This window comes from Luteimonas sp. R10 (assembly GCF_045689605.1).
Lineage (GTDB): Bacteria > Pseudomonadota > Gammaproteobacteria > Xanthomonadales > Xanthomonadaceae > Luteimonas.
Genome location: NZ_CP141262.1, coordinates 3,338,960 through 3,352,176, shown reverse-complemented (window position 1 = coordinate 3,352,176; position 13,217 = coordinate 3,338,960). Strand labels below are relative to the sequence as shown.

The 13,217-nt window shown below is 66.2% G+C and carries 12 protein-coding genes and 1 tRNA gene; 10 read left to right on the top strand and 3 right to left on the bottom strand.

From position 1 onward, the window contains the following. Positions 1-10 precede the first annotated feature (10 nt). Entirely contained in the window at positions 11-361 is a 351-nt protein-coding gene (locus U3649_RS14660; RefSeq protein ID WP_407352050.1) for a hypothetical protein, read from the bottom strand. A gap of 837 nt (positions 362-1,198) precedes the next feature. Here U3649_RS14660 and U3649_RS14655 point away from each other — a divergent pair. From U3649_RS14655 to U3649_RS14620, 8 genes are all read left to right on the top strand, one after another. After that, complete coding sequence (locus tag U3649_RS14655) at positions 1,199-2,899, top strand: ShlB/FhaC/HecB family hemolysin secretion/activation protein (RefSeq protein ID WP_407352049.1); 1,701 nt, start codon at positions 1,199-1,201, stop codon at positions 2,897-2,899. Positions 2,900-2,937: 38 nt separating this feature from the next. Next, positions 2,938-4,773, top strand: coding sequence for a DUF2341 domain-containing protein (locus tag U3649_RS14650; RefSeq protein ID WP_407352048.1), 1,836 nt, complete (start codon positions 2,938-2,940; stop codon positions 4,771-4,773). A gap of 13 nt (positions 4,774-4,786) precedes the next feature. Beyond that, the gene (locus U3649_RS14645; protein WP_407352047.1) at positions 4,787-5,197 is read left to right on the top strand and encodes an ExbD/TolR family protein; all 411 of its coding nucleotides are present in this window, start codon (positions 4,787-4,789) and stop codon (positions 5,195-5,197) included. Positions 5,198-5,263: 66 nt separating this feature from the next. After that, positions 5,264-5,905, top strand: a complete 642-nt coding sequence (locus tag U3649_RS14640; RefSeq protein WP_407352046.1) for a TonB C-terminal domain-containing protein — start codon at positions 5,264-5,266, stop codon at positions 5,903-5,905. A 64-nt stretch (positions 5,906-5,969) separates the two neighbouring features. Continuing rightward, positions 5,970-7,691, top strand: a complete 1,722-nt coding sequence (locus tag U3649_RS14635) for a putative porin (protein ID WP_407352045.1) — start codon at positions 5,970-5,972, stop codon at positions 7,689-7,691. 19 nt (positions 7,692-7,710) lie between these two features. Further along, positions 7,711-8,487, top strand: a complete 777-nt coding sequence (locus U3649_RS14630; RefSeq protein WP_407352044.1) for a SapC family protein — start codon at positions 7,711-7,713, stop codon at positions 8,485-8,487. Between the two features lie 35 nt (positions 8,488-8,522). Next, the gene (locus U3649_RS14625; protein ID WP_407352043.1) at positions 8,523-9,137 is read left to right on the top strand and encodes an OmpH family outer membrane protein; all 615 of its coding nucleotides are present in this window, start codon (positions 8,523-8,525) and stop codon (positions 9,135-9,137) included. An 80-nt stretch (positions 9,138-9,217) separates the two neighbouring features. Further along, the gene (locus U3649_RS14620) at positions 9,218-10,303 is read left to right on the top strand and encodes a class I SAM-dependent methyltransferase (protein ID WP_407352042.1); all 1,086 of its coding nucleotides are present in this window, start codon (positions 9,218-9,220) and stop codon (positions 10,301-10,303) included. Positions 10,304-10,499: 196 nt separating this feature from the next. On the opposite strand, the gene U3649_RS14615 is transcribed toward U3649_RS14620, so the two are convergent. Together U3649_RS14615 and U3649_RS14610 are read right to left on the bottom strand one after the other, a co-directional pair. Further along, positions 10,500-10,574, bottom strand: a tRNA-Val gene (locus U3649_RS14615). A gap of 89 nt (positions 10,575-10,663) precedes the next feature. Further along, positions 10,664-11,515 carry a hypothetical protein gene (locus U3649_RS14610; protein ID WP_407352041.1) on the bottom strand — a complete coding sequence of 284 codons (852 nt, stop codon included), beginning with the start codon at positions 11,513-11,515 and terminating at the stop codon, positions 10,664-10,666. Between the two features lie 151 nt (positions 11,516-11,666). Between U3649_RS14610 and U3649_RS14605 the strand changes: the two genes are divergently transcribed. Then, complete coding sequence (locus U3649_RS14605) at positions 11,667-12,053, top strand: hypothetical protein (RefSeq protein WP_407352040.1); 387 nt, start codon at positions 11,667-11,669, stop codon at positions 12,051-12,053. Positions 12,054-12,635: 582 nt separating this feature from the next. Then, positions 12,636-13,064 carry a hypothetical protein gene (locus U3649_RS14600; protein WP_407352039.1) on the top strand — a complete coding sequence of 143 codons (429 nt, stop codon included), beginning with the start codon at positions 12,636-12,638 and terminating at the stop codon, positions 13,062-13,064. The last annotated feature ends 153 nt before the right edge of the window (positions 13,065-13,217 follow it).

Sequence of the window (13,217 nt, the reverse complement as noted above, 5' to 3'; positions counted from 1 at the left end):
GCCGGACGTCCTAGGGCCGCCTGATCGTCGGCGGCAGCGTCGGCGGCGGTTGCGGTGGGCGTTGCGGCAGCGTGGATTTGCCGAAGGTGTTGCCCATGCGCTGGCGCGTGGCTTCGGGGTTGGCCAAGCCCAGCGCGGTCGGTGGACGTCCCGCGATTTCTTCCGAGCGCAGTTGCGCGGGCGGCCTGGACGCGCTGTCGGCGGACGGCATCAACAGTTTTCCCAGGCAATCGTAGTCGCGGACCTGCTGGCCGTTGACCTCGATGTCGATGCAGCCTCTTTCCGGCCCGCTGGCCGGTGTGCGTCCGTGCGTGGCATCGCCTGGCGCGTCCCGTCCGGGCGCCGCCTGGGCGAAGACCATGGCCGGGGCCAGGATCAGCAGAGGGAGCAGTCGTATTGATTGCATGGTCGGGGCACTCCGGTGTCTGGGGCGGGCGCTACTGCGTACTGCGGATGCCACTAATCCGACATCCCTGTGCTCTACGCTGATCGGGATTGGCGAACCCATCACGATGGCGCGGCGTTCATGCAGTTTGTGACCTGCATGCGGGTGCGGCCGATGGCTGGGATTTCTGAGGAACTCTACGCTTACATAGGATAGACGTTCATGGTGATCTGAAGATCAACGAGAACGACCGACGAGCGGCTGGCAACGCCAGGCATCACCGATGAAGGGTCGGCCCTGAGATTTCTCCTGTTTTCCTGCTGCTTCCTTTAAGGGGGATCTGCCGGGCGCCCGGCCAAGTCAATGCCAAAGCAAATCCCCCTCGATCCCCCTTTTTCAAAGGGGGAGGACAAGCGCCAGGAAAAACGGGGGGAACCTCAAGGTTAGGTCCGAATGCGCATCCATGTGCCGGCAGCCACTGCGGCGTCGAGCTGGCGGCAGGGACGGCCGCCGCGTTGTCGTCGTCTACGGCCAATACCGGCGTGACATCGCCGCACTCGGCCCGGCACCGGGGTCCCGCGGGCGACCGCGACTCGGCCGCGCCGCTGGCCGTCGTCGATACGGGCGGGCTGGCATCCGGGTATCGGGCAGGTCGATCCGACGGCATTGCGGGCGCCGGGGAGGTCGTTCGCCGGAAATCGATCCGGCAACGGTAACAATTTTGTCGCTTTGGCCTGTTAGGCGCGCTGAAGTAACGGCGGCGTCACTAAATTTTTTTTGCGGTTATCACGCTTTGGGTCCGTCTAACTATCAATGTTCGAGCAAACCAGCGTTTGCCCGGGAATCATCCTCGTCCTTGAGTCCTCATCGATGTCTGAAACAAAACTGACACCAACGCCCAGGCGGCTGGCGGCGGGCGTGATGCTGGTGTTGTGCGCAGCGTCCGTGCATGCACAGGATCCGGTCCCTGCCCAAGGTGCCGGGCAGGAGGAGGCGGTCGAGACGGGCGCGCCCGAGGCGCCTGACCAGCGCGTCAATATCAATGAGTACATCGTTCGCGGCAACACGGTGCTGGACGCGCGTGCGATCGAGCGGACGGTCACGCCGTACCTGGGCCCCGGCCGGACGATGCAGGATATCGAATCGGCCCGGGCGGCATTGCAGACGGCTTATCAGGAAAGGGGATACCAATCGGTCTACGTGGATCTGCCGGAACAGCAGGTCAGTGGCGGGATCGTCCTTCTGCAGGTCACCGAAACCACGGTGGGTACGGTCACCGTGGCCGGCGCGCAGCATCATGATCCCGAGGGATTGCGCGAGCGCGTTCCGTCGCTCCGGGAAGGGCAAGTGCCCGATTTCAACCTGGCCCAGGAAGAACTAACGGCGCTCAACCGCAGCGCAAAGCGCCAGGTGATCCCGCTGGTCAAGCAGGGCACGCAGGCCGGGACGATGGACGTGGAGCTCAAGGTCGAAGACAGGTCGCCGTGGCGTTTCGGCGCATCGGTCAACAACGACCACAGTCCGGACACGTCGGCGTTGCGCTCGGTGCTGACCGCGGGCCACGACAACCTCTGGCAAAAGGAACACGTGGCGTCGCTGACCTTCTTCGCCGCACCCGAGAACCTGGACGAAGCCAACGTGTGGTCGGGTTCCTACGCGCTGCCGCTGGGCGGCCCGGATTGGACGCTGGAGTTCTCGGGCTACACCTCCGACAGCGACGTGTTGACCGAGGGCAGCACCAATGTGACCGGGCGCGGGCATTCGCTGGGCGTGAAGCTCAGCCGCTCGCTGCCGATGGCCGGCGCCTGGTGGCACCAGCTCTCCGCCGGCATCGACTTCAAGGACATGGACGAACGCGTATCGCTGGGCGACCTGGAAGCCCAGGACGTGCCGCTGAAGTATGCGCCGATCACCCTGGGCTACAGCGGCTTCCGGCAGGGCGAGAAGCACCAGATCGGTACCGGCGTGCAGATCGTGTTCGGCACGCGCAGCTTTCTCGGCTACGGCAGCGACGAGGACGAATTCGACTGGAAACGCTACAAGTCCGATCCGAGCTTCGCCGCCGTCAAGTTCGACCTCAGCGACACCTACACGCTTGAAAGCGGCTCGCAGTGGGGCGGCCGCCTGTCCGCGCAGATCAGCGATACGCCGCTGGTCTCCGGAGAGCAATTCGCGGCCGGCGGCATGTACACGGTACGCGGCTATCGCTCCGCCGAGGCCTTGGGCGACTACGGCGCGGTCGGCTCGCTCGAATGGCGCACCCGGCCGCTGGCGCTGTGGGGACTGCAGGACTGGCGCCTGTACACCTATCTCGACGCCGCCTGGCTGAAGTTGCGCGAACCACTGCCGGAGCAGGAGGACGAGTTCTCGCTCGGCTCGACCGGCGTCGGCAGCAGCTTTCGCCTCTACGACCATTTCAATTTCCGCTTCGACTACGGCTATCCGCTGAAAGACGGCCCGACCACGACCCAAGGCGCACACCGGCTGCATTTCAGCATCGGTACCAGCTTCTGAATTCCGCTATTTCACGCTCGACCTGGAGACCTTTGTCCATGCAACGCATCCTGATCACATTGCTGTTCCTGCTGGGTGTCTCGATGTCCGGCGTGGCCGGCGCCGAGACGTCCTGGTGGCAATCCGACTGGAAGTACCGCAAGCCCATCTCGCTCGATGCCGGTGCTGCAGGCCTCGGCGCAGACGTGGGCCGGGCGCCGGTGCTGGTGCGCCTGCATAGCGGCAACTTCGCCTTCGACGGCGTGGCGGCGGACGGCAAGGACCTCCGTTTCGTCGGTGCCGACGGCCGTACGGTGCTGAACCACCAGATCGAGCAGTTCGACCCGGGGCTCGGCATCGCGCTGATCTGGGTCGACGTGCCGTCGATCCGTACGGGCGTGCCGCAGACCATCTGGATGTACTACGGAAACGAGAATGCGCCAGCCGGCGGCAACGGACAATTGACGTTCGACCCCGATTACACGGCGATCTACCATTTCGGCGAGCAGGATGGCGCGCCGCGCGACACCACTGCCTACGGCAACCATGCGCGCAATGCGCTGCAACCGGCGGACGCCGCGGTCGCCGGCCGCGGCCTGCAGTTGGAAGGCGAGCCCCTCATCGTGCCTGCGTCGCCGCCCCTGGCCGTGGCCGAAGGCGGTGCGTTCACGTTCTCGGCCTGGATCAAGCCGGATCGGCTGGCACCGAACCAGGCGATCTATTCCCGCCGCGACGGGGCCGGTGCCGTATTGGTCGGACTGGACAACGGGACGCCTTTCGTCGAAATCAACGGCGTGCGCGCCGCCGCGGACGCCCTGCTGGAAACGGGGCAGCCGACGCATTTGGCGATGGCCGCCGGCAACGGCCAGGCGTTGTTGTACGTGGACGGCCGCGAGGCCGCGCGACTGGAAGCGCCGCTTCCGGCGCTCAACGCCGATACGCTGATCGGCGCGGACTCGCCCGTTGCCCTGCCGGCAGAGGGCGAGGGCGACGCCTTTGCGGCGGACGCGCCGCTTGCCGTCGCGGCCGCTCCGTTCGTCGGTGCGATCGACGAACTGCGTTTGTCGAAGGTGGCCCGTCCGGCCGCGCTGCTGCTGGCCGACACGGTGTCCCAGGGCGCCGGTTCGCGGCTGACCGCGTTCGGCGAGGATGAGCAGTCCGCAGGCGTGAGCCACTTCGGCTTCATCCTGAAGGCGATGCCGGTCGATGCGTGGGTCGTGGTCGCCGTGCTGTTCCTGATGTTCCTGGCGTCGTGGGCGATCATGATCGTCAAGAGCCGCTACTTCGGTGCGGTCGCCAGGGCCAATGCCGCGTTCACCGAGCACTACCGAAAAGCGGCCGGCGAGTCCATCACCCGGTTGAGGGACCTGGCCGGTTCCGGCCATCTCGGGTCGGGCATCCAGGACCGGTCCACGCTGTGGAACCTGTACCGGATCGCGATCGACGAGGTGAAGGGACGCCAGGCGCATACCGGCAAGATCCGCCTGTCCGATTCCGCGATCGGCGCCATCCGCGCCTCGCTGGACGCGGAGTTGATCCGCGAAACCGAGCGCATGGGCAGGCGCATGAACTGGCTGTCGACGACGATCGAAGGCGCGCCCTATGTCGGCCTGTTCGGCACCGTGATCGGCATCATGCTGGTGTTCGCGGTCGCCGCGCTGGCGGGTGCGGTGGACATCAACTCGGTCGCGCCGGGCATGGCCGCCGCGCTGCTGTGCACGGCCGCGGGCCTGGGCGTCGCGATCCCGGCGCTGTTCGGCTACAACTGGCTGGCCGCCCGCTCCGAGGCGATCGCCGCCGACATGTCGGTGTTCGTCGACGAGTTCACCGCGCGTCTGGCGGAGGAGTCGGAGGACGGCACCCTCGACGCCGTCGCGCCCGCCAGCCGCGCTTGAGGGGGGACACGTCATGGCCAAGCGCGCATTCGGCATCAAGAAACGGGACAAGGGCATCAACGTCACGCCTTTCGTCGACGTGCTGCTCGTCGTGCTGGTGATCTTCATCCTCACCAGCAACGCGACGATACCGGGGTTGGAGGTGAACCTGCCCAAGGCCAGTTCGAGCATTCCGCTGGAAAAGCCGGAGACCAAGGCGATCACCATCGACAACGCCGGCCAGGTGTTTCTCGATGCGTATCCGGTGACCCTGCCGGAACTGGAGGAACGGCTGCGGCAGGAGAAGGCGGTCAACGCCGATTTCCCGGTGATCGTGCGCGGCGACGCGCAGGTGCAGTACGCGCGCGTGGTGGAAGTGCTCGACCTGCTGCGCCGGATCGAGCTGAGCCAGGTCGGACTGGTGACCGGCAAGGTACAGGGGTGACCGGGCGTGGACTCGAATCCCCCCAGCCCGACAGGAACGCGGCGCAGGCTGCCCGGATGGCTGCCTATGGCGACGGGCATCGCCTTGCTGTTGGCGGTTCTGGGCGTGCTGGTCTGGTATCTGTTGTTCAAGGACCCGGTCAGCACGCGACGTCCGGTCGCCGATACGCCGATGCTGATGCTGCCACCGCCACCGCCGCCGCCGCCGCCGCCCGAACCGGAGCCCGCGCCGGAGCCCGAACCGGAAGAACCGATGCCGGAGCCCGAGCCGCTGGAGGAAGCGCCCAAGCCGGCCGAGGAAGAAGCGCCGACCCCGGACACCTCCGACCCGGTGACGATGGACGCCGACGCGCAGGCCGGCACCGACAGTTTCGGCATCCAGAAGGGCAGCGGCGGCGGCATGAGCGGCACCGGTGCGGCCGGTGCGGGCAATGCCAGCTACGGCCGCTACCTCGGCTACGTGCTGCAGCAGGCGATTGCCCGCGACGAGCGCGTGCGTCGGCTCGCCTTCCAGTTGCAGCTCGATATCTGGCTCGCTCCGGACGGCACGATCAGCCGCGTCGAACTGGTCCGCGGCAGCGGCAACCAGGAAGCCGACGCGGCCGTGCTCGATGTGTTGCGCAGCCACGGCAAGCTCGACGAGCAGCCGCCGCCGTCGCTCGCGTTTCCCGCGCGCGTGCAGGTGCAGGGCCGCCGGCCCGCCGGCTGACCGGGATCGCCTTCCGGGCGCGCGCCCCAGAGCTTCAATGAATTCAACCTTGCGAGAATCATCGATGAAAACTGCAGGACTCAAGAAGATCTCCGGACCGTTCAAGCGAGTGGCGCTGGTCGGCGCAATCGGGCTGGCGCTGGTGGCCGGCAACGCGCAGGCGCAACAGGCGCCCGGCCAGGAAAGCACGATGGTCAAGCTGATCCGCAGCCTCATCGACAGCGGCGCGCTGGAGCCGGATGCGGGTCGGTTGCTGCTGGAAGAAGCGATGGGCGACGGGCGTTCCGCGGCTGCGACGCCGGCGCAGCCCCAGCCCGGCGACGTGCGCGTGCCCTACATTCCGCAGACGGTGCGCGACGAAATCCGCGAAGAGGTGAAGGCCGAGGTGCTGGCGCAGGCCCGGGAGGAGCGCTGGGCCGCGCCGGACGCGGTGCCGGAGTGGACCCAGCGCATCCGGGTGGAAGGTGACGTGCGCGTGCGCAACGAGTCGCGGCTGTATTCGGACAACAACAGCGACATCGAAGTCGACTGGGGGGCGATCAATGCCGGTTCCGGCTACGACGTCAATCCCAACACCAACCTGCTGTTGCCGCCGCTGCGCAACACCCGCGAGGACCGCACCAACTCGTGGCGCATCCGCGCCCGCCTCGGCATCACCGCCGACCTGGGCGAACATACCCAGGCCGGCGTCCGGCTGGCCACCGGCAACGACAATGGCCCGGTGTCGACCACGCAGACGCTGGGCGGCGGCCTGGAAAAGAAGGATGCCTGGATCGATCAGGCATGGATCGCGTGGTCGCCAGCGGATTGGCTGCGGGTCGTCGGCGGCCGTTTCGACAACCCGTACTGGTCCACCGAGACGGTGTTTTCCAACGACCTGAACTTCGACGGCATCGCGTTCGCCTATTCCGACGCCTTCTACAGCGACGGCCTGTCGGTGTTCGCGACCCTGGGCCTGACGCCGCTGGAGTATTCCTCGGACAATTTCCCCGGCACCAGCAGGGAAAAGGCCGAGAGCCGCGACAAGTGGCTCAATGGACTGCAGCTGGGCGCCGAGTGGGCGTTCAACGACGATCACCGCTTGCGCGGCGCGCTCGCCTACTACGACTTCCGCCGCATCACCGGGCGTTTGTCCGAGCCCTGCGCGCTGTACGCCGGTGCAGATCACTGCAGCACCGACTGGACCCGCCCGGCATTCATGCAGAAGGGCAACACGCTGATGCTGCTGCGTGACATCTCACTCGACCCCATCGATCCGGCCAATACCCCGCAGCCGCAGTACGTGGGCCTGGCCTCCGAGTTCGAGCTTCTGGACATGAACCTGCGCTACACGCTGCCGGCGTTCGGCGGCTACGGCCTGCAGCTGGATGCCAACTGGGTCAGGAACATGGCGTACGACGCACAGGAGATGTGGGAGCGGTCCCGGGGCGGAATCGTGACCAACCTGAGCGCCGCGGGCGACGAGGAGCTGTCTTCCGACAACATCGAAAGCGGTGACACCGCTTATCAGTTCCAGGCGACGTTCGGGTTGCTGCAGTTCGCGCAGCCCGGCGACTGGAATGCCTGGCTCGGCTACCGCCGCATCGATCCGGATGCGCTGCCGGACGCGTACAACGACTCCGACTTCCATCTGGGCGGCACCAACGCCAAGGGCTACTACCTGGGTGCTTCGTGGATGTTCGACAAGCGCGTCTGGTTGAACGGAAGCTGGTTCGCCGCCAAGGAAGTCTTCGGGCCGCCGCTGTCCATCGACGTGTTCCAGTTGGAAGTCAATGCAAAGTTCTGAACAGAGAAGCAGAAAAACGATGAACGACATGGACAACACGATGACCACCGACACCGGCACGGAATCCTCCGTGGGCCGGGATCCCGCCGAACGCCAATCCGGCGGCCGACCGCTGTTCTATCGTCGGCCGGAGCTGTTGAATGCCGCTGCCCACGGCGCATGGCGGATCACGCCGGCGGACATGGGCTTCGTGGCGCAGACGAACGCGGTGCCGATCGTGATCGGCGAGTTCGCCGCCGCGGCGCGCTCCTATCCCGTGGTGTTCGCCGGCCCGGAGCGCACGCCGGTGGCGGTGCTTGGACTGGAGCAGCGCAACCGCTTCGTCGAGGACGGCGCCTGGCAGGCGGGCACCTATGTGCCGGCCTACGTGCGGCGTTATCCGTTCGTATTCGCGCAGGTGGACGCCCCCGCCGGGTTCGCGCTGGCGATCGACGCCGAGGCGCCGATGCTGGTGAAGGAAGGCGACGAGGGCAAAGCGCTATTCGAGGATGGCAAGCCGGCGGAGACCACGCAGCAGGCGCTGCGGTTCTGCGACGCCTTCACCCGCGAGCACGCCGCCACCCAGGCGTTCGTGAAGCTGCTGATCCAGGAAGGGATATTGGTGGAGCGCACCGCCAACATCACGTTGCCGCAAGGCCGCCAATCGACGCTGACCGGCTTTTCGGTGGTAGCGGCCGACGAGTTTGCGACGCTGCCCGAATCGGTCGTCGTCGAGTGGCACCGGAAAGGCTGGCTGGCACTGGTGCATTCCCACTTGACCTCGTTGGCGCGATTCGCCGACCTGTTGGTGGACTGAGGGTGGAGATGGCCATGGATATGAGGGACGGTCCAATGAAACCGCTTGTCTGGAGATTGAGCCTGGCGCCGCTTCTGCTCGCGAGCGCGTCGGTGGCGGCTCAGACCACCGCCGCCGATGATGCATTGGGCGGGCCGGAAATCCCGGGTGTTTGCCTGCTCAGCCGCGAAGCGGTTTTCGCCAATGCCGAGGTGGGCAAATCGGCTACGGCCCAAATCAACGCGCTGGCCGAGCAGTCGCAGTCGGAGATCAACGCCGAACGTACGTCGCTGGAGACGGAGTTGAGGAGCCTGGAGGGCCAGCAGGACCCGTCGCGGGCGCAGCAGCTGGCCGAGCAACGGCAATCGCTGGCGCGGCGATGGGAAACCTTGCAGCGACTGGCGGCCCAGCGTAGCCGGGAGATCGAGGCTACCCGGCAGAAGGCGGTCGGGCGCATCTCCGCCGAAGCCCAGCCGGTGGTCGCCGCGGTCTACACGCGTCGCGGCTGCGGTTTGCTGCTCGACCGTGGCGTAGTCCTGGGCGGCAATCTGGGAGGCGACCTGACTGCGGATGTCGTGCGCGGGCTGGATGCGAAGATCAAGACGATTTCGATCCAGCGCGAGGTGTTGCCATCCGAGCCTGCGGTGGGGGCGGGTGAACCCCCGCGTTGAATTGAATGTGCGATCAAGCCTGGACCGGTACCACGGGCGCCGGTCGCTTCACGTCTGGAATTGCAATCTCAGGGGCCTACATGTTCTACATATCGACGTGGCGTGGATTGCTGACGGCTGGTCTTTGCCTGATCGGCGCATCCTTCGTTCTTGCTGGTTTCGCCTACTCCAGCATCCTTGTGGCGGCCGTGGGCCTGGCATGCTGGATCGTCTGTGCGCACAGCGTGGCGGTAACGTTCATGCGTCGTCTCCGGCAGTTCGCTGAAAAGACCGAACAGGCCACTCTTGAGTCCGTTCTTGCGATCCACGACATCGAGACCGCCATTTCCGGGCTATCGAAGCGGCTGACGGGCGTCGAGCAGGCATCCGAACGGGCCGAGAAGTCCTTCGATGCATTGAAAAGTACGGTAATGACGCGGGTCGACAAGCTGGAGAATCACGCCAAAAGAATCGACCGGAGTGTCAACGACGGACAAAAGCAACAGGTCAAGTTGAAGGTCGACACCGTTCGCGAGTTCGACGCCATTCTTCAGATACGCGCGCTTCTCGAGCCGGATGGGCCTACACCGTACTTCGGCGGCTGGGCCATGGATTCGATGTCCGTGCTGCGGATCGCGGGAGAAATCTTGCGGCGGCGTCCGCGGCTGGTCGTCGAGTGCGGCAGCGGCGCGTCGTCGTTCTGGCTGAGCAAGGCATTGGAACGGACGGGCGGTGGAAGACTGCTTGCGTTCGAACATCTACGGGAGTATCAGGAAGATACCGTCAGGTTCCTCGCCGGTCATCGGCTGGACCACATGGCGGACGTCCTGTTTGTCCCGCTTTGCCGGATGATGGTCGGTGACGAGCCTTATGACTGGTATGACCTGTCCCAAGTGCATCTGCAGCCGGGAAGCATAGACGTGCTTCTGGTGGATGGTCCGCCGGGTAGTACGGGCCCCTTGGCGCGCTACCCTGCGCTTCCCATGCTTCATCCTTTCATGGCCGAAGGAGCCCTGGTGATCGTCGACGACACCATCCGGAAGGAGGAGCAGGAGATCGTCGAGCGTTGGGCGGCCCAATACGAACTCAAGGAACTGGGTTCCTTCGGCGAGAGAACGATGGCCTTTCAGTTCGGCGCGCAGAAGGGAGCGCTCAGACTCGCCGAACTCGCCGAAAAGGCTGCCTAGCGATTCGCCTCACCGTGGGGTGGCCGCGGCGGCGGGCCCTGGATTGCCAGCCCACACGGCTTTCGGATTGACCATCGAACGCACTCCGTCGCCACGCAACGTGGTGGATTTGTGGTGTGGAGTGCATTCATGGGAGCCGTAGCAAAACGCCATGGAAAAACATCCATGATTTCAATTGCTTCTGGCATCCCGGAGATGGTGGGCGGTGCAGGGATCGAACCTGCGACCCTTGCCGTGTGAAGGCAATGCTCTACCGCTGAGCTAACCGCCCGATCCGGTGCCGGGCGCGCTGGGCGCCGGCAGGCCGCGTAGTTTACGGGCGGGGCGGGGCGGGAACAAGCCGTCGGTCCACAGCCGTGCCTACTCCAGCTGATCCCGGGCGTAGGCGGCGTCCAGCGCCTCCATCGCATCCAGCGGCTCGATCGCGGCGGCCTTCTCGTAGGCCGCGGCGGCGGCGTCCTCCTTGCGCTCGCCGTGCAGCAGCATCAGCAGGTTGCCGTATTCGATGTGGGCGATCGGCGAGGCGGGGGTGAGCGCGAGCGCCTGCTTGATGTGGGCCTCGGCCTCGGATGCCTTCGCGCCATAGGTCAGGCCGCCGATCATGCCGCCGACCTTGCCGATGATCTCGGCGTGGTACAGCGCAAGGGCGGTGTGGGCCTCGGCATGCTTCGGCGCCAGCTCCAGGGCGTTGTCGAGCGCGTCGCGGACCTTGCCGGCGATGCCCTGCTTGAGCGCCTTGGCGATGCTCAGGCCCTGGCTGTAGCGGCCCAGCGCGAAGGCATGGCGATAGTGGCTGTTGGCCTCGCCCGGCAGCGCCTCGGCCGCCGCCTCGGCGATCTCCGCCGCCCGCTCGAAGCGCTTGAGCTTCTCGGCGTCGCTGTCGACCAGGTGGGTGGCGTGGATGCCCAGCGCCTTCACCGCGACCGACGCACCGATCGGGCCTAACTGCTCGCCGGCCTCGAACGCCGCCTGGAAGTCGCCGCGGTGGAATGCCCGCCAGGCCTCCTGCAGCGATCCCGCCAGTCCCTTCGCGTCCACGCCCTTCGGCGCCGCCTTGCCGGCGGCCTGCAACAGCGCCGCGGCGCGCTTCTCGTCCGGCCACGGCTCGCAGTCGCCGGCATGCAGCTTCGGCCAGGCCTTCTTCAGCGCGTCGCCGGCATAGGCGTAGCCCTCGGCATCGAGCGGGAAGGGCGCCCAGGCGGTCTTGGCCATCGTCGGATCCTTGTGCGATGAGGATGACGGCAGCATCCCGCCGCGGCGGGCCGGAGGCAAGCCCGCCGCGGCGGCTAGTGTGTTTGCTCGACCGCCGGACGGCAGGCTGGGCGCATCGAAACCGGCATCTCGCCGGTCATTGGAGCCCGTCATGGCTGCATCGAAAACCGCCCATTTCAGCGCCGATCCGAACCTGCGCCACGCTTGGCTGGCGTCGCTGGGCCTGATCGCGGTCGCCCGACGCGAAGCCGGCAATGCGCTCGCGAACACCGCCGCCGCCGCCGACCGCCTGCAGCGCCGCGCCGCCGGCTATGCCGTGGACGCGCTCGACATTGCCCGCGGCGGCGTCCTCACCCTGCGCGAACGGATCGAGCCGAGGGTCGCGGGCTTCGGCGCGGAGTTCGAGGCGCGCCTGGCGCCGGTGCTGGGGAAGCTCGGCAGCGTTGCGTCGCCGTCGCGCAAGCCGGCGAGCAAGACCGCCCGCCGCGCGGCGCCGCGCAGGACCGCGAAACCTGCGTCCACGCGCACCCGCGGCTGAGCAGGCTGCTCTCTCCACCGTCAGTGGACGCCGATGCCTCCACGAGCGCGGCGTCGGCGTTCCGGCGCTGCCCGGACACACTTCCAGTGCGGTGTCCCGCAAGCTTCGCTACCCGTCATTCCCGCTAAAGCGGGAATCCAGTGCCTTGCAAATGACTTGCGGCAGCGGAGCAAGCTCCGCTCTACGGGGGTTCCGAGGCTCCGGATAGCCGGAGTTGGATCACTGCCCGTGAAGAGAAGAGGCGTGCGGACTGCTCCAACGGAAGGCCCGCATCGCTCATGGCGCGGATCACGTGTTCGACAGTGGCAAGATGCTGCCGCTGTCAAGCGCGGGCGTGGTGATCGCGGGACGTGGTACGCCTCACCTGCTTTGCCACTTCGGCGGGGCGCAGACCGCTCTGCTCCGGAACATGGACTTCGATGCCATCGGGAACGGCGGGACGTGGCCTGGGAAAAGTCCGAGCACGTATGCACGGCGCCGCCCACGAGACCGTGCACTGCGTCGCGGTCTGCCTTTTCGATGTTCCCTATATTGCTTCAGTGGAAGCGCTGCCGGGGGGATCACTCTGTTCGGAGGACTCCGATGAACTCGCGTAAGCTGCTACTGACCCTAGCCATCCTGCTGATGCCGTGCACAGCGCTAGCGGAAGTGTGTCTAAACGACGACGGCATCGTCATTCCATGCCCACCATCCGGATACGATCCGGTTCCTAGCCGTTTTGCCGAATGGCCGTCACAGGCCGGCGTCAGGACGCTGGTAGTCGTTACGGGTGGCCAAGCGGTCCATGAGCTGAACGCATTCACCTTTTACGCGAATGGGCAGCGGCTGTGCTCTACCGATGACCTGGACGTGATCCAAGCGAACTTGACGATAACGCCGGTGCGCTACTGCTGGGCCACCATTGCCACTCCTGGCGTATATACCTTGACCGCCATCGGCGTAGGGAGTAACAGCAGTCTGATTCGGCAGCTGGCGGACCCGGATCCGATCACCATCACAGTTCAGCCATAGCACTGTGAAGCGTTCAACATGATCCCACGGATGGGATCAGGGTTTGACATCGAAGGCTAATCCGCGTGGATCTTATGCGGACCGCCAAGCCCGGATCGATCCGGGTGCGCCACTACTTACGGCCGCGCCTGTCATGCGTTGTCTGCGAAATCT